At 59.8% G+C, this 16425-nt stretch carries 20 protein-coding genes; 13 read left to right on the forward strand and 7 right to left on the reverse strand.

The genetic code is table 11. From position 1 onward, the window contains the following. Positions 1-308 precede the first annotated feature (308 nt). From EN859_RS29945 to EN859_RS29970, 6 genes are all read left to right on the forward strand, one after another. Positions 309-491 carry a hypothetical protein gene (locus EN859_RS29945; RefSeq protein ID WP_127856248.1) on the forward strand — a complete coding sequence of 61 codons (183 nt, stop codon included), beginning with the start codon at positions 309-311 and terminating at the stop codon, positions 489-491. A 1163-nt stretch (positions 492-1654) separates the two neighbouring features. Beyond that, positions 1655-2182, forward strand: a complete 528-nt coding sequence (locus tag EN859_RS29950; RefSeq protein ID WP_127856247.1) for a GNAT family N-acetyltransferase — start codon at positions 1655-1657, stop codon at positions 2180-2182. A gap of 283 nt (positions 2183-2465) precedes the next feature. Further along, positions 2466-3011 (forward strand): iron transporter, encoded by a 546-nt coding sequence (locus EN859_RS29955; protein WP_127856282.1) that lies wholly within the window; start codon positions 2466-2468, stop codon positions 3009-3011. A 104-nt stretch (positions 3012-3115) separates the two neighbouring features. Further along, the gene (locus EN859_RS29960; RefSeq protein ID WP_127856246.1) at positions 3116-3475 is read left to right on the forward strand and encodes a cupredoxin domain-containing protein; all 360 of its coding nucleotides are present in this window, start codon (positions 3116-3118) and stop codon (positions 3473-3475) included. A gap of 26 nt (positions 3476-3501) precedes the next feature. Continuing rightward, a complete protein-coding gene (locus EN859_RS29965; protein ID WP_281015637.1) occupies positions 3502-4320 on the forward strand; it encodes an FTR1 family protein in 819 nt (272 codons plus the stop codon). Further along, positions 4317-5732, forward strand: a complete 1416-nt coding sequence (locus EN859_RS29970) for a 4Fe-4S binding protein (RefSeq protein ID WP_127856244.1) — start codon at positions 4317-4319, stop codon at positions 5730-5732. The genes EN859_RS29965 and EN859_RS29970 overlap by 4 nt, the downstream gene beginning before the upstream one ends. Positions 5733-5744: 12 nt before the next feature. Here the strand turns inward: EN859_RS29970 and EN859_RS29975 are convergent, their stop codons facing one another. Next, positions 5745-6902, reverse strand: coding sequence for an NnrS family protein (locus EN859_RS29975; protein WP_127856243.1), 1158 nt, complete (start codon positions 6900-6902; stop codon positions 5745-5747). A 303-nt stretch (positions 6903-7205) separates the two neighbouring features. Between EN859_RS29975 and EN859_RS29980 the strand changes: the two genes are divergently transcribed. Both EN859_RS29980 and EN859_RS29985 read left to right on the forward strand, forming a co-directional pair. Continuing rightward, entirely contained in the window at positions 7206-7595 is a 390-nt protein-coding gene (locus tag EN859_RS29980; protein ID WP_127856242.1) for a hypothetical protein, read from the forward strand. A gap of 153 nt (positions 7596-7748) precedes the next feature. Then, positions 7749-8225: a plastocyanin/azurin family copper-binding protein gene (locus EN859_RS29985; RefSeq protein ID WP_127856281.1), complete on the forward strand. Its 477-nt coding sequence runs from the start codon at positions 7749-7751 to the stop codon at positions 8223-8225. 61 nt (positions 8226-8286) lie between these two features. On the opposite strand, the gene EN859_RS29990 is transcribed toward EN859_RS29985, so the two are convergent. The 3 genes from EN859_RS29990 to EN859_RS30000 are packed head-to-tail and all read right to left on the reverse strand — an operon-like array spanning position 8287 to position 10668. Then, the gene (locus EN859_RS29990; protein ID WP_127856241.1) at positions 8287-8541 is read right to left on the reverse strand and encodes a DUF2249 domain-containing protein; all 255 of its coding nucleotides are present in this window, start codon (positions 8539-8541) and stop codon (positions 8287-8289) included. A gap of 37 nt (positions 8542-8578) precedes the next feature. Then, the gene (locus tag EN859_RS29995) at positions 8579-9205 is read right to left on the reverse strand and encodes a UbiX family flavin prenyltransferase (RefSeq protein ID WP_348632955.1); all 627 of its coding nucleotides are present in this window, start codon (positions 9203-9205) and stop codon (positions 8579-8581) included. Then, positions 9160-10668, reverse strand: coding sequence for a UbiD family decarboxylase (locus EN859_RS30000; protein WP_127856239.1), 1509 nt, complete (start codon positions 10666-10668; stop codon positions 9160-9162). The genes EN859_RS29995 and EN859_RS30000 overlap by 46 nt, the downstream gene beginning before the upstream one ends. Between EN859_RS30000 and EN859_RS30005 the strand changes: the two genes are divergently transcribed. From EN859_RS30005 to mog, 5 genes are all read left to right on the forward strand, one after another. Then, positions 10667-11275 (forward strand): hypothetical protein, encoded by a 609-nt coding sequence (locus EN859_RS30005; RefSeq protein ID WP_245525771.1) that lies wholly within the window; start codon positions 10667-10669, stop codon positions 11273-11275. The two genes, EN859_RS30000 and EN859_RS30005, sit on opposite strands and share 2 nt — an antisense overlap. A 149-nt stretch (positions 11276-11424) precedes the next feature. Further along, positions 11425-11874, forward strand: coding sequence for an SCP2 sterol-binding domain-containing protein (locus tag EN859_RS30010; RefSeq protein ID WP_245525772.1), 450 nt, complete (start codon positions 11425-11427; stop codon positions 11872-11874). 11 nt (positions 11875-11885) lie between these two features. After that, positions 11886-12869, forward strand: coding sequence for a peptidase U32 family protein (locus tag EN859_RS30015; protein ID WP_127856279.1), 984 nt, complete (start codon positions 11886-11888; stop codon positions 12867-12869). A gap of 4 nt (positions 12870-12873) precedes the next feature. Beyond that, positions 12874-13773, forward strand: a complete 900-nt coding sequence (locus EN859_RS30020; protein ID WP_127856237.1) for a U32 family peptidase — start codon at positions 12874-12876, stop codon at positions 13771-13773. An 8-nt stretch (positions 13774-13781) separates the two neighbouring features. Beyond that, on the forward strand, positions 13782-14288 hold the full coding sequence (mog, locus tag EN859_RS30025) for a molybdopterin adenylyltransferase (RefSeq protein WP_127856278.1): 507 nt from the start codon (positions 13782-13784) through the stop codon (positions 14286-14288). Positions 14289-14356: 68 nt separating this feature from the next. On the opposite strand, the gene EN859_RS30030 is transcribed toward mog, so the two are convergent. The 3 genes from EN859_RS30030 to EN859_RS30040 form a co-directional block, all read right to left on the reverse strand. Further along, positions 14357-14635, reverse strand: a complete 279-nt coding sequence (locus EN859_RS30030; RefSeq protein WP_127856236.1) for a DUF2249 domain-containing protein — start codon at positions 14633-14635, stop codon at positions 14357-14359. 233 nt (positions 14636-14868) lie between these two features. After that, on the reverse strand, positions 14869-15735 hold the full coding sequence (locus EN859_RS30035) for an FAD:protein FMN transferase (protein WP_245525773.1): 867 nt from the start codon (positions 15733-15735) through the stop codon (positions 14869-14871). A gap of 133 nt (positions 15736-15868) precedes the next feature. Further along, on the reverse strand, positions 15869-16423 hold the full coding sequence (locus EN859_RS30040) for a nitrous oxide reductase accessory protein NosL (RefSeq protein WP_127856277.1): 555 nt from the start codon (positions 16421-16423) through the stop codon (positions 15869-15871). Positions 16424-16425: the final 2 nt, after the last annotated feature.

Genomic DNA, 16425 nt, shown 5'->3' on the forward strand with positions numbered 1-16425 from the left:
GCTCCGCCGCCCCGTCGCCGCCAGCCGAGGTTTCAAAACCAATCTCGAGCGTGAGGACCGCAATCGTCGGATAACCTGAGCCGTCGCGCTTTCTCAGGCATCAGGGTCGAAAGCCAGACGATCGCAATTCTTGACGGTCCTCGCCTTGCTGCCGAATGCATACCGCCCCGCTTATCGGTGGGGCGGATGCCGACGACTTCGCGATCTGATTGGCCAGTCGTGACGATAGTCGTTCGCGGTTGATCCAGATCAACGCTTGTCCACCATTCGTGCGGTCTCCTCAAGCAGTGTTGTAAGGGAGAACAAACGTGCCAACGGATAGCTTGCTGATCACTATCGCAGTGGTGGCGGTCTTTGCATTTTTCATGGTTGTGCTCGGCTATGCCTCTTTCGATGAATCGCGTCGTCAACCACGCAAACAGCGCATGGTGCCGGTCAAGACGGATTCGGAAGGAAGATCGCGCCGAGATTCAGTCAAGCCGAAAGCCTGAAGCGCCAAATATGAGATGGCGACCCGTTGTCAGGGGAACCTTGAGGATAGGTCCTTCCTCATCCCGGTCCTGTATCGGCGGTCCTGCAACGTACGAATGGCTCTTCAAGGTGGTCTGCCAGATGGTCGGAAAGTCCACGCCCTCGTTACGCGTCAAATTGCACTCCCTGACAAGCCTGGACACAACATCGGCCATTTGGGGGCGACCTCTTCGATAAACTGCTGGGTTTTCAAAGAACAGTTTGATCTCGGCCGGCCGCATTGATCCAGATCAAATGGGTCGACATTTCTCGCTCGAGCGGGCTACTAAATCCAGTTTCAAACTGGTTCGCGAAGCGTCCTGCTGATCATCCATTAGTCTTAACGCATAAACCAACAATATTTGTTGCAACGTGGCAATAACCCACATCGTAGTTATCCGCTTGGCGCAGAAACTATAGTCTCGGTACCGCTGCATGCCTCGATACAAGACGCAAACCCCCATCGCGCCGGAGCGCCACGGAGCGCGAAGGACCTTGGGTACCAAGGATCCGGCGGCAACACCGCCGGCCTTGGCCGAGCAGTCGGGCATGAGACAATGCTGCCCGGCCGCGATATGCACGACAGACCTGAGAGATTGCCCCGCCAAAATGCTTGGGGCCCACCCAAGGCATAGCCGGGTGAGCCCCTACGAGTCCTACCGGTTGGGGGGAACGCCGGTATCAGTGCTAACCGCGATCGAACGAATTCGTTCCCCAGCGCGGGCCTCTGGTTGTTTTCGTACATATGCCCGCCGCGAGATATCTGCAGAAAGCAGGGAAAGCTTGTGCCTTTTGCAGACGCAGGCCGACCGGATTGCCCCCTATCCAGCAGCAGATACTGAGGCCGCTGTTGTTGTAAACTCGAAGCGCGGGCGCAAAAAAGCCCGCCAGTTGCGATGGCGAGCTCTGTGACTAGCCGAAGGCTCGAAGTTGTTCAAAGGCCGCGCCGCCCGGTTCGGCGCCTTCGTTCGGGCGAACTTGCCTCAGTGGCCTGAGATCCGCAAGCAAAGCTCACGTAAAAAAGTCGCGAACCAAGACACGTCTTTGATGCGCATCAAAGTGGCGACCGCCATCGGCTGCTATCAGGTCGGCGATGAAGCGGAGCTCCATCACGTCGAAAGCACTCGAGATTTGCAGGCAACATATGACTACGGACAGCAACGGCATTCTCACCACACGCACTGGATTTCGCTTCGAAGTGCGCCGCGCACGCCCTGAAGACGAGCCTGCTTTGGCGGAGTTCTTTACCCATGTGACGCCGGATGACCTGCGGTTTCGCTTTCTCGGCGGAGTGAAGGCGGTTTCGCATGAGCGGCTCGTCGCAATGACACGTTCCGATGATGCCGGGATACACAACTTCGTTGCCTTTTCGGTCGACGGAATGCTGATCGCGGTCGCGACGTTGGCATGTGATCAGCTTCGTCGGCACGGAGAGGTCGCGATCTGCACGCGCGAAGATCACAAGCACCTGGGCGTCAGCTGGGAGCTGCTCTCCTACATTGCGAAATACGCTGAGGATCTGGGCCTCGACACAATCGAGTCGATTGAGAACCGCGAAAACCGCGCAGCCATCGAGCTCGAACGCGATATGGGCTTCACCGTGACGACCTACCCCGATGATCCGGCGCTCCTTCTGGTTCGGCGACAGCTGGGTTTCATAGCACCTTCTTGAAACAGCAGTCAGCAGGACACCCAAAGAGTTGCGGATGAACACGCGCCCACTTCCGTAACCGGCGCGATCGGCAGACATCAGAGGCGGCCCACCTGCAAGTATCAAAAAAACGCTGTGTTCTTTGCGCTAGCGCAAAGAAGTGCCTGATCCGGAAAATAAGTAGACAACCATGATCATGTTTGCCGGCTTGCCGGTCCGGGACATGTCGCAAGCCACTTCGTTGCCGATCCGGAAACATCAGCCGAGGGCAAAGATCGTCGCCGTTGATAGCAAGGAAGCCGTCATGTCTCGTCAGTTGATTTTGTTTTCATCCATCGCAGCTTTGCTGGCAGCCGCTTCAGGAGCTTGCGCCCTGGAATATCCCATTGGCGAGCCCAAGCTGATGAACGGCATGGAGGTCGCCGCCGTCTATCTGCAGCCGATCGAGATGGAGCCAGCCCACATCATGAGACCCGCGGCCGATTCCGATATCCATCTGGAGGCCGATATCCATGCCACGCGTGACAATGCCAATGGCTTTGCCGAAGGCGATTGGATCCCCAACCTCAGAATCGAATACGTGCTGACCAAGCTAAATGACAATCAGAAGACGGGTGGCGTTTTCATGCCCATGGTGGCCAGCGACGGTCCGCACTATGGCGACAACGTGAAGCTGATGGGACCAGGCAAATACAGCCTTCAGTTTACTATTGCCTCGGAAGGATCCGACGCGTCCTCGCATTTCGGAAGACATGTCGACAAAGAGACGGGTGTTGGAGCGTGGCCCGAGGCCTTTCGCGTCGAATACGAATTCACCTATGCCGGCGTCGGTAAAAAGGGCGGCTACTAGACAGGTCGGCTGCCTGCTTCGCAATTTGCATCAGCTCATTCCGCATTGCCGCCTTCCGGCTCGTCGAGCGCAACGCTGGGCGGTAAACAGGACAGATAGGCGAGATGACCCTTTCCCTCCATCCGACGCTGGTCTCCATTGGTGTCTGCCTTCTGGCGAGCCTGCATGCGGCCGTCGCCGATGAAGATCCGACTTTCGTCATCGAGTTTAAGGATGGCGCAATAACGCCACCATCTGTCGAGGTTCCGGCCAACGCGCGCTTCAAATTGGAGCTTCACAATACCGGCTCTAGCCCTGTCGAGTTCGAAAGCGTCGAACTGCACAAGGAGAAGGTGCTGGGCCCCGGCGTGACTTCCTTCGTCATTATCCGGCGCCTCGATCCGGGCGATTATCGCTTCTTCGATGATTTTCATCTTGATATGCCGCCCGCCACGCTCACCGCCAAGGAGATTCCGATCCGGTGACCGCTCTCTTCGGACAGGTCGTCTTCGTGGTTTGGCGCGAGAGCGTGGAGGCGCTTCTCGTTGTCGGCATCCTGCAGGGGTGGATAGCGCATCACGGCAACGCAAGAGCCGCAACCGCCCGATATTTCCTTTGGGCCGGCGTCGCCGCAGGTATGGCGGGGGCCGCGCTTCTGGCTGCGGTCATCATGTCCTTGGCGAGCCTGCTCGAAGGAGACCGAGAAGACTATTTTCAGATCACCATGGCCGGACTGGCCGCATTGCTCATACTGCAGATGGTCGTCTGGATGCACAGGCAAGGCAGGGGGCTGAAGCAGGAACTTGAACGCGGCGCAGAGCGCGCCCTGACCGGCCATAACTGGTTGGGTCTTTTCTTCCTGGCTACTATCGCCGTGATGCGAGAAGGCAGTGAAACGGTTGTTTTCCTCTACGGCCTTTTTGCGTCCGCAAGCGATACGAACTTGCCCGGGAGCATCGCGGCTGTCGCGGTGGGATTTGCTTTGGCAGCTGCGTTCTACTGGCTGATTCAAATGGCCGCCAGGCGCTTCCCCTGGTCCATATTCTTCCGCGTCACGGAAGTCCTTTTGCTGGCGCTGGCCGCCTCACTTCTGATGACTGCCCTTGACCGCGCCATTGGGCTGGAGCTCGTATCACCGCTCTCCGGGTCCTTGTGGGACACGTCCTGGCTTCTGGACGATACGGGCAGGCTCGGCGGCTTGGTCGCCGCTATGACAGGCTATCGTGCCCGTCCCGAGTTGACAACGGTCCTGGTCTATACGCTCTATTGGATCGCTGCGGTTGCACTGCTACGATCGGCCCGGCCGCGTGCCGCAGAACGTGCATTATGACGATACGAGCGGCACCGCAACGACACGCTCAGTTCGTGCCGGCTCACGACATATGGCAGAGGCTTGGCGATTGGCTCCGAGATCATCAAGGATCGATCCGGACCGTGCAATGGATCGTCGTGCTGTTTTACGTCGTTCTGCTCATCGTTCCAGTCTTCCTGCCCCTTCCGGATCACACGGCCTATCTGTGGACCAACTTCACGCGCTTTGCGCAATTCGTCTTCTGGGGTGTCTGGTGGCCGCTTGTGCTCTTGAGCACCGCCCTTGTCGGGCGGATGTGGTGCGGCATCCTTTGTCCCGAGGGAGCGATAACCGAATTCGTCAGCGGCCGCGGGCGCGGCAGGGCGACGCCACGCTGGATGACATGGCCGGGCTGGCCGACCATCGCCTTCGCCTGCACGACGCTGTATGGCCAGATGACAAGCATCTACCAGTATCCCCGTCCGACGCTGCTGATCCTCGGCGGCTCGACCCTGGCAGCCGCCGTGATCGGCTATCTCTACGGGCGCAACAAGCGTGTGTGGTGCCGCTATCTTTGTCCGGTCAGCGGTGTCTTTGGCCTGCTGGCCAAGCTGGCTCCACTGCATTTCCGTGTCGATCCGCCGCTCTGGCAACAGTCCCAGCTCTCCGGGATCAAGCCCGGAGCCGTCAACTGCGCTCCGCTGGTGCCGTTCAGGACTATGCGCGGCGCCACTGACTGCCATATGTGCGGACGGTGCAGCGATTTTCGTGGGGCGATCCGCCTGGCTCGCCGTTCGCCGAACCATGAGATCGTTCATGTTGCCGGGAGCGTTGCGAAACCCTGGGAGACGATGCTGATCGTCTTCGGCCTCATGGGTCTGGCCGTTGGCGCATTTCAATGGTCTGTCAGCCCCTGGTTCGTCGCCGCGAAGCTGTGGCTGGCGGAACGGCTGGTCGAAAGCGGGGTGACCTGGCCGCTCGAAGCCACGGCACCTTGGTGGCTGCTCACCAACTATCCCCAGCGGAGCGATGTGATGACGCTCCTCGACGGGGTGCTGCTTGTCGCCTACATGCTCACCATCGCCCTCGCCTGCGGCGCACTGACGGTGTCCATGCTGGCCTTCGCCACGCGCAGCCTTGGTTCCTGGCAGCCGGCGAGATTCCATCATCTTGCTCAGGCGCTGATACCCTTGGCCGGCGCTGGCGTCTTTCTTGGCTTGTTCTCACTCACGATCAGCCAACTTCACTCGGACGGCATCGAACTTCCATTTGTCATCCCGTTGCGCGCCACGATGCTCGTGCTGGCGACTTTCTGGTCGGGGATGCTGTGCTGGCAGGTGACGGGTCTCTACAGCTGGCAACCTGGCCGGCGGGTGCTCGCGGTATTTTTCGTCGGGTTGGCCATGATCGTCACCGATGCCGGCTGGCTGCTGCTTTTCTGGATCTGGTAAGCCCGAGTTACCTCATATCTGCGATATGAGTATTCGACGGAAAGCAACCAGAAACAGGCCGAAGGCGCCAACCCACAATGTGCCCGAAAGACCCGTTAAGGGAGCGACATAGCCAGGCAGCAATTCGACCAGGAGGCGCGACAGGCAGCAAATCGTTATCGCTATGAACGCACTCGTCGCCGGAACCGAGGGCGCAAAGGCGCGACGGCTATGCTTGCGGATCATGCTCGCCATGATGGCGAGGGCCATCGTGCCGATGGCGCCGATCGTCCAGGCATGAACGGCAGCCGCCTGTCCCAGGCTCGCCGGCGCGAAAATGTGGGTCGCCAGAAGTCCGAAACCCACGATGATCCAGCCATATCCGATGTGAAGAGCCAGAACTGTCGACGACGCCACGCTTCGCCAGCCGTTCCATTGGGCGGCTCGCATGGCCTGGCTGCATGCGGCGAGAGCACAGGCAATTCCGGTGAGTTGCGCCTGGGGTGCAACAATCCACATCCCGAAGCCGCATGCGGCCACAACCGCTGCCGTGTATTCCAAAACAGCAGAGCGATCGAGGGTGACCCGACCGCCGGCACTTTCGACGTAGGCCACCGTCAAGGCCGGCACGACCCGCCCTCCGATGATCATGACGAGGCCGATGATCGAAGCCAAGGCCAGCCGCAGTGCAAATTCTACTTGGTAGGACGCTGCTGCGAGCACGTTGCCACCGCAAAAGACAAGCAGCAGAAACAGTATCTTCAGGTTGCGGCGGTCGCGGCTGGCGATCACTTGTCCCGCCGCGATCAAGAGGAGCGTCAGCACCAAAAGCGCCGAGAGGGCAAGCCCGGCCGAATGCGACAGGAACAGGAAAGTCCCGCGGCTGCACAGCCATAGAGCAACCAGCAAACGCGTGGTGATCGGCGACACTGCACGTCGTCCTGTCCATCGGGGCAGCGCCGTCAACAGAAAGCCAGTTAAAATGGCTGGAACCATCCCGAACAGAAGCACGTCGCGATGCCAATCGCCGCGGGAAATCCCGGTCGGGCCGATGCCCTGTATTCGCAACACCGACGGCAGCCAGACCGCCGCGCCTACAATCGCGTCCAACCCGGCGATGAGAAAAAAAGGCCGAAACGGCGCAGGCATCCGCTTCGCATCGAAAGCGGGCACACTTGCGTCAGTAGCCATGCAACAATTCCTCTCCGGAGATGACTGACACCGCATCCTCGTGCTGCTTCGTAACTCGCAAGATCGGCGGTTGGAAAAGGTCAACCCGAAGGCAATACCGTCGACGATCGATCTCCGTGTTTGCTCCAGCGCAAACAGGCTTCAAAATGGTCGATTATAGTCTAACCAATTTTGAGACCGGGTGGGCGGCAAAGGCGAGGCGTCTGTTCGGATCGCGACCGGCCGCGTTTTCCTTGCGCTGCGCCAAAAGCTCGATCGGACGCCGGCAGATGTGATTGGCCTTGCAACAGGAGCGAAGAAGATATGAAGCAGAACGTTCCATTGAGTGGCATTGGCGACGGCACCCGGCGCTTTGCCGACATGGCCATTGTCGGCCGGCTGGCAAATGTGATCAAGGACGCCCGGCTCGATTGTGAGTGCCGTTCCAGGCTCGACGAGACGCTGGCGCGATTTGCGGCTCTGGAAATCCGCCGAGCAGCGCGCGAACATCTTGCCGATGCCCGCAGTCAACGCGAGCGTATCGAAGCCATTCTCTTCTTCCTGCAGGACATCGATGAAATGGGCGCAACCGAACGGGATCGCAGCGTCTACCTGGATGTCGCGCTCCTGTTCGACGACATCGCGAACACTGCGAAGGAAGGCGCGTATTCGATGCGGCAGCTCAGTTTGTCCCCCGTGCAGACCGCGCCATAGGTGCTCGGCCGCATGAGCTGATGAGGGCTGCAGCCATCCCTACCGACCCGGTTCCAGCGATCGTCGATCGCGGTCCGAACACAGCCCGTGGCCACCTCCAGCATGGGTGAAACTCAACACATTTCGCAAAGGAGAAATCGCGTGAAGAAATGCATGATGCCAACAGTCGCTATGGTCCTCTTCGCCGCCCCAGCGCTTGCCACAGGAATGCATTCCGGCATTCATGGCGGTCATGAAATGATGACCATCGGTCAGCCGGGTACGGCGGCCAAAGTAGACCGTACCATCAGGATAGGCATGCTTGAGAACCAAGATGGATCGATGGCGTTCGATCCGGTTTCAGTCACCGTAAAAAGAGGCGAGACGGTGCGTCTCGCCTTCACCAATGAAGGCGAATACGACCACGAATTTGTGATGGATACGCATGAGCAGGTGATGGACCATAAGGCGGGGATGGAGAGGCTTTCCGATATGGAACACGCCGACCTCAATGCAATCCGCATCGGACCCCAGGGAAAAGGCGAGATCGTCTGGACCTTCACCAATCCCGGCCAGTTCGACTTCGCTTGCCTGATACCGGGTCATTACGATCTTGGAATGAGGGGCTCCCTAACGGTCACTGCCAACTGAGCCTCGATGGTGACCCGATTGGGTGATCGGCGTATGCGACCTCTTTTCGTTGAGTTCGACATCACCGCGCCGATTGAGGGCGTGCTATCTCGATCAGCCATTCCGGTGGCCCAGGTTTAAGGCAAACCCAAATGTGTTCGCCAGCGAAGAACGCCTCGAACTGACGCTTGAGTTTATCAGGATCGAAATCGAGAACGACCGTGAATGTTTGGCTGGGCCTGAGCCCGTCGAACATTGACAAGACAGCGGACTGCTTCCTTTCAGAAGGAAGTCTCCGCACGTCATATATCGCGCCTGTCGGCTTCTGGAAATTCATCACAATCCTTGCGTGTTGAGCAAATCCATCAGGACGATCACCCGACGGCGACTTTCTTTTCACCCCACCGCGTCAGTTTGTTGCCTGGGTCCACGCCCGCCCAGCTGACCAGCCGGGCAGCCATCTCGACGACCATTTCCTCAATCGAGGCCGGCTTGACATAAAACGGCGGTACTGGCGGCGCGATGACCGCACCCATCCGTGCCAGCCTGAGCATCGCGTCAAGATGCCCTTCATGCAGCGGCGCCTCGCGTGGCACGATGACCAGACGGCGCTTTTCCTTCAGGATGACATCGGCGGCCCTTGTAAGAAGGTTGTCGCCCAAACCATGCGCCATAGCCGCCAAGGTCCGCATCGAACAAGGAACGACGATCATGCCGTCCGTTCTGAAAGAACCGCTGGCAATGGGCGCGGCCAGGTCCTGGTAGGAATGTGCATGGTTGGCGACGGAGGTCAGTTGAGCAAGGCCGTCGGCGCCGAGCTCATGAGCGATGGTCATGAGCGCGCCTTTGGAGGCGACGAGATGCGTCTCCACCCCGGCCCTGACCAGCTGGCGTAGGGTTTCCAGCGCGAGCACGGAGCCGGATGCACCAGTGACACCGACTATTAGCCGTTTGGTCATTCTTGCCCCCGAACGATCGTTTGCGAAAAGATCTCGTTCCATCGCTGCGACACTTGCTCCTCTATGTGAGCTGACATCTTCAGCTCCTTTCCCCATTCGCGAGAGGTCTCGGATCCGATCTTGCGCGTCGCGTCGAACCCGACCTTTCCTCCAAGTCCTTCGAGCGGCGATGCAAAATCGAGATGGTCGATCGGGGTCCGGTCCACCTGCATCAGATCGCGCGAGGGATCCATGCGCGTGGCGACCGCCCACATGACGTCCGGCCATGAGCGAATGTCGACGCCGTCATCCACCACGACGACCATCTTCGTCATCGAAAACTGCGGCAGCAGGGACCAGAACCCCATCATCACCCGCTTGGCCTGTCCGGGATACTTCTTGGCAATCGAGATGACTGCAATCCTGTAAGAGCAGGCTTCGGGTGGAAGCCACACGTCGATGATTTCCGGTATCTGCTGGCGCAGGAGCGGCTTGTACACGTCGAGCAGCGCTTCCCCGAGTGCGGAGGGCTCGTCGGGCGCGCGCCCGGTGAACGTGGTCAGGTAATTTGCCCCGTCACGGACGCGAACGCGCTTGAGCCTGAACACGGGGTATCGTTCCGGCGCGTTGTAATATCCGGTGTGGTCGCCGAAGGGACCCTCCAGTGCCGTTTCTGTGGGAGAAACGACGCCTTCGAGCACGATTTCCGCACTGGTTGGCACATGGAGCATGATGCTCTTGCACGGCGCCAACCCGACGCGGCGGTTGTTGATCATCCCGGACAGTGCCAGTTCCGACACGCCTTCGGGCGCCGGCATCACAGAGGCGATCAACGTGGCGGGATCTGCCCCGATGACGACCGCCACTGGCATCTCGAGGCCCCTCGCCTGCCATATGCGATGGTGCGCGGCGCCACCTCGCATGGGCAGCCATCGTATGATCGCACGGTCACGGGCCAGCACCTGCATCCGGTATATGCCCAGATTGTACGTGCTCGGATCGTCCTCACCAGGCGGGCGGGTAACAACCACCGGCCATGTAATGAGCGGGCCGGCATCCCCCGGCCAACAAGTCTGGACGGGAAGAAGCGAAAAATCCGGATCGGCGTCTCTCCACTCTCTGGGTGGCGAGACGACCTTCGGCCGCGCAACGAGTGCACCGCGCGCCGCCGGCAGCATCAGTCGAGCCTGACGAAGATTCTGGGGGGCGTGGGGCGATCTCATCCACGCAAGGAGCGCGCCAAGAGTTCCTAGCCCGTGAAGGTCGGTACCCAGACCCCAGGCGACACGCTCCCGGGTGCCGAAAAGATTTGTGACGACCGGAAAGGCCGACCTGACGCCGCGGCCGTCGACCGGCGCGGTCAGGCGCAGCGCCGGGCCTTGCGCGGAGATCACCCGCTTATGGATCTCGGTCAGTTCGAGCCGCGTCGAAACAGGAACTCCAATCTCCTGCAACTGCCCGTTCCGATCCAGATAAGAAAGAAACGAGCCGAGATCCGAAAACGAAGGAAGGCAGCGATGATGCATGGCGAAAATCCGGCTCGACCGGTTCGTCGGCCAAACAATTCTGCCACGGGCACCGCCGAAGAACTTTGAGCTAGCGCAAAGAGCGATCGATCCGACCGTGCTACTTTCAAAATCAGTACTGTGGAAAGCGGTCGGCCTACCGAAGTTGGGGCGGACCATGATTGGCGGCAAAGGGGAAATTCACATGGCCGGCAATCTGATCAGTGAGACCTTCGAAGTTTGCCGGTTCGCAATCGCCGTTCTCAAGGACCATAAACGGAGCAGGGCAGCGCGACGGGATTTTTGGGCGCTCGGGCCGGATGAATGCACGGGCGTCCTGGATGACATCGGTCTATCGCGAAGTGAATTCGACGATGCCATGCGTCTACCTTATGCCTCGGAAGACCTGCTTTCTTCGGCGATGCGCTCGATCGGCATCGACCCGGACGATTTTAACTCGCTGGAAGCCGCGCGGGACCGTTTCATGGCACGCATCTGCATTACCTGCCCGAATCGCCGCCAGTGTCACGGTCATCTGGACGCCTTCGATTTCGAAAGCCATTATCAGGATTTCTGCCCCAACAGCGCGAATTTCGCAGATCTGCTCAGGAACGGATGCAGTACGTAGTCTGCTGCAAAATCCTCTTGAGCGACCTCCATGTGAACAGGATGCACTGAATGGTGACTGGTAGCACAGAACCGACATTGCCAGCGGTCGTTCGCCATCTTTTCCCAACTATCGCCGGGCTGCCCCTTGGGCCGTTGCTGACGCTATCGTTGCGCTCGCTGGCCGGGAGACAGCCTCGATTGTTCGAGCGCTTGGGCGAACACCGCTCAGCTTGCTATTTCATCGATCCGGTCGACCTCGCCTTCGCATTTACCGTGATACCGGACGGAGAGCGTTCCTTAGTCCGTGTGGTGCGGAAAAGTGAGACCGCAACATCGAGTGTCCTGATCAGGGGACCTCTTCTGACATTGTTGGGCCTGCTCGACGGCACGCTTGATGGCGACGCGCTTTTCTTCAGTCGGGTTATTTCGATCAGCGGCCGCACGGAAGCGGTGCTCGCGCTGAGGAACACAATCGAAGACGCCGAGCTTCGCCCGGCGGATCTGCTCGGCCTGCACGGCCACTTGGCTCGTCTTGTCGACAGGGGGATTCTCGGAGCGTTGAACGTCGCTCGGCAGATGACCGATCGAAATCCTGGATGCGAGGCGCCGGAGGCATGACAAACGCACGCATGGAACTCGTCTGCCCGGCTGGAACCCCCGCTACGCTGAGGGCAGCCGTCCAGGCGGGTGCGGACGCAGTCTATTGCGGCTTTCGCGACGAAACGAATGCCCGGAATTTCCCGGGCCTCAACTTCTCCGGGGAAGAACTGGCCGAGGGCGTGCGCTTCGCGCATGACCACGGCAGCAAGGTTCTGGTCGCCATCAACACCTTCGCGCGGGTCAACGATGTCGACCTGTGGAAAAGGGCAGCGGATACCGCGGCCGAATGCGGTGCAAATGCCATCATCGCGGCGGACATCGCCGTCCTCGATCACGTCGCGAAGAACCACAAACAAATTCGTCTTCACCTGTCCGTACAGGCAGCTGCCGCAACGCCGGAAGCGATCGGGTTCTATGCGAATAGCTTCGGCGTCCGCCGCGTCGTGCTGCCGCGGGTTCTCTCGATCCAGGAGATCGCTGCGCTCAATCGTGCGATCGACGTGGAGACGGAAGCATTCGTGTTTGGCGGCCTTTGCGTGATGATCGAAGGCCGATGCTATCTCTCTTCATACGCGACAGGAAAATCGCCAAATCTGAATGGCGTCTGCTCGCCACCCGAAATGGTGAGTTACGACGACGAAGCGACCAGTACGGCAGCACGGCTTTCTGGTTTCACGATCGACCGCTATGAACCAGGTGAACCAGTGGGTTACCCCACCCTGTGCAAGGGCAAATTCAAGGCCGGCGGCAAGACTTCCTATTTGTTCGAAGATCCCGTCAGCCTGAACGCCGGCGGGATGATTGCCGGTCTGAAAGCTGCCGGCGTAACCGCCTTGAAGATCGAAGGACGCCAGCGCGGCAAAGGTTACGTCACCGAGGTCGTGCGCGCCTTCAGGAAGGCCGTCGACGCGGTCGAGGAAGGCGGCGACGCGATCGAGATCGACCGGATCCTCGCTGGCCAATCGGAAGGCGCCCGGCAGACGGCGGGAGCTTACAGCAAGAAGTGGAGATAGGACCGTGCCTGGAATCGCGTTGACACTTGGGCCGGTCTTCTTCCATTGGTCGCCCGAACTCCTCTCGGATTTCTACCGCAGGATAGCAGACGAGGCTCCGATCGACCGGGTCCACGTAGGCGAAGTCGTCTGCGGCAAGCGGATGCCGTTTTCCGACCCCGTATGGCCTGAGATCATCGAACGCCTCGAGCGCGCCGGAAAGGAAGTGGTGCTGTCTACACTGGCGGCACCGGCGACCGTTCGGGAACGCAGGAGCATCGAAGACCTTTGCGCCGACGAGCGGCTGGTCGAAATCAACGACGTCACTGCCCTGCGGCCACGCTCCGGCAGGCCGTTCGTGACCGGTCCGTTCCTGAACGTCTATAATGAGATTTCCGCGCAATTCCTGATCCAGCGCGGCGCCCGAACGATATGCCCGCCAGTGGAATTGTCGCTCGCCGCCATTGGCGATATGGCCCGCGCATGTCCCGAGGCGGAATTCGAGATCTTCGCCTTTGGCCGGCTGCCGCTCGCGCTTTCCGGACGATGTTACCACGCCCGCATTCACGGCCTTCACAAGGATTCCTGCCAGTTTATCTGCGAAAGAGATCCGGATGGCCTGGCGGTCGATACGCTCGACGACCAGCAGTTCCTTGCAATCAACGGCGTGCAGACTCTCTCCAACCAGGTCCAGGCCTTCTGCCCTGTGCCGGCGGATCTCACCTCCAGAGGCGTCCAGCGCATCCGCCTGTCTCCCCACACGTGCGACATGGTCGAGGTGGCGAAGACCTATAAAGCGCTAGTCGATGGAAAAGAGGATCCAAAGGCTGCCCGCTTTGTCCTTTCGTGCCTCGATCTGCCCGGCACACTGGTCGAGGGATACGCCCATGCGAAGCCTGGATGGCAAGCAACCGCTTCGGTCTGAACAGAAAAATGACCCTGATTGCCATCGTCACGGTGTCGGACCGTGCAAGCCGCGGCGACTACGAAGATCTTGGTGGGCCTGCCATCGAGCGTTGGCTTCGCCGTGTCGTGGCGACACCCTGCGCTTTCATCCGTCGTATTGTCCCCGACGGCCTGGAGAGTGTCCGGGACGTGCTTGTCGAACTTTGCGACCGGAGCGGGGTTGATCTGATCCTTACAACGGGAGGAACCGGTCCCTCTCCGAGGGATCTTACACCTGAGGCCATGCAGCAGGTCATCACCAAGGAGCTTCTCGGTTTTGGCGAACTCATGCGACAGGCCAGCTTGGAGCATGTGCGCACGGCAATACTTTCACGTCAGACCGCTGGAGTGCGCGGCCGTTCGCTGATCATAAACCTGCCCGGAAAGCCGGCCTCGATCGACGCGTGCCTGAACGCCGTTTTTCCCGCCGTGCCGTACTGTCTCGAGCTGATCGGCGCCGATCCGATTGTCGCAGACCCGGCGATGTTTGAATGAAGGTGCCGCCGTCGTAGCGGCCCTATGCGGATGTCGTGCACCGTAACGCCGGGACGTTGGCCTAGCAATCAGCTGCCGCAGCAACAGTCGCAGCCAGACGATTGCAGTCTGCTGATTTCGACGCGCCAGATATCCGGCCCCCGCTCGAGATATTCCCAGGAAAACAGGCCGGGATATCTAGCCTCGATCTGGTAGTGCAGGGGCCGCGGATCGTGGTCGTTGACAATGATGAAAGAAGAGCCCTCGGCCAGCGCGGTCGCCACCCCGAAAATTCGCGGATGGCGATCGATCGGCGGGATGGTCCGCACGTCGATTAGGGGTACCGATGCGAGTTCTGAATCTGCCATGTCGGTTGAATTCCTGGCCGCCGGAAATGATGGCGCCGGGAGACGGCGGCGATCGTCGATCCCGGCTCAAAAATCTAGCGCCGCGGGCAGCCGGTCTGTTTGTCGAAACGCAAACAATTCGAGGAAATCTGGTCCCTGGAAATTTGACGTATTTCGCAAAGAGCTGTGTAGCGATGCCGCCTGAATTCAGGGCAAGAAACTGTTCTGCGCCACACTTCCACAGGGACTTAAGATTAGATGTGCGACCATCGAGCGTCCTGCGATAAAACATAGGCCTCGACGCCGTCGAGCTGTCGAATCGCACCGGCAATTTTCTCCACGTCCATCAAGTTGAAGCCGGTAGACAGCGCATCCGCCATAACGGCCTCCCGCGTGACGACGCTCAGGCTCGCATAGCGCTGTGGAGTGGACCCGGTTCGCGGATCGATGAGATGTGTGAATTGCCCGTGCCCGTCGAACCGGAAACCGAACGGGCTCGAGGTGGCGACGGCGCTGTCCGTTACCTGCAACACCTTCAGAATGGAATCGGAATTGGAGGGGTCAGCGATACCGATGCGCCAAGGCTGGTCCTCCGGCGCCGATCCGATCGCACGGCTCTCGCCCATATCGACGAGCGCGTGCTCGACGCCACTGCGACGCAGCAGATCGATGACCCTGTCCGTGACGTAACCTTGCGCGATGCCGTTGAGTGTGAGCGCCGACCCGGCCACCGGCAATTCGATGCGGTCTTCCGAGTAGGCCAACTTGTCGAAGCCGACCCGATCGAGGGCCTCCTGTATGACCTTACGCGACGGCCCGGTCGCAGTGGCTCCGGGATCGGAAAAATGCCGTTGGTAGGCGATCCACAACGGCTGGACCGTGGGATCAAAAGCGCGCTCGGTGATACGCCAGACCTCGTTGCAACGACGGAGGATTTCGACGAATTCCGTCGCTGGCGAGACCAGGAATCCTTGGCGATTCAGCCTCGCAAGGTCCGAATCCTCGCGATAGAGGCTGAATATCCTTTCCAGGCGGCGGACTTCGGCGGCAACTTCGTCAACGAGCCTCAATGCCAGGGCCCGGTCGGGATGATTGATGACGAGTGTTGCCTGGGCGCCCATCGCTTCTCCGCGCCACGAAACGGCCGATGGTGTCGCGAGAGCTTTGCGGCCGAGCGGAAGCAGTGCCATTCCCGCGGCAGCTGCGGTTATGCCAATGACCCGGCGGCGAGATATGTCGGACGTCATAGCACCCTCAATTGGTGTTGTCGGCATCAAGCAATTGCTTGTCCAAGCCGCCATACGAAGCCGTCCCGGAATCTTGTCCCAGGACATAGTCGCGAGGAAGGTCGGCGAAGCTTGTGACTTGGCCGCCATGTTCCCTGGCAAAGGCTCGGGCGGATTCGCCCGAGGAAAAGGGCACGGCTTCCGCTGCTCCCATGCCGCCTTTCCTGTCGCTGCCAATGACAAAAAACGCATCCTTCGCATTCACCCAATTGTCCACGCCTGGATCATCCCAACTGGGCGCCGTGGCCATGTCTGACACATAGATTGCCCGAATGTCCTTGGGCTCTTCGGGGAGCATCGTGAAGGCGATCGTGTCGCGGGCAGAGGAGAACCAGATAGGCTCGTCATACTTGGCAAGAATGATCTGCCCTTTGGGACCCGGATGCTCGAGAATGTTCATGCCGCAATACCTGCCCATGGCATCTTCGGTCATGGCGAACGGAGCCGGCAGTTCCTCCGGGCTGCGCTGACAGCCGGCGAGGACAACGAGGCTCACGGTGAGGAGGATCATTCGCAAGCGCATCG

It is taken from the genome of Mesorhizobium sp. M00.F.Ca.ET.216.01.1.1, assembly GCF_004010325.2.
Taxonomy (GTDB): Bacteria; Pseudomonadota; Alphaproteobacteria; order Rhizobiales; family Rhizobiaceae; genus Mesorhizobium.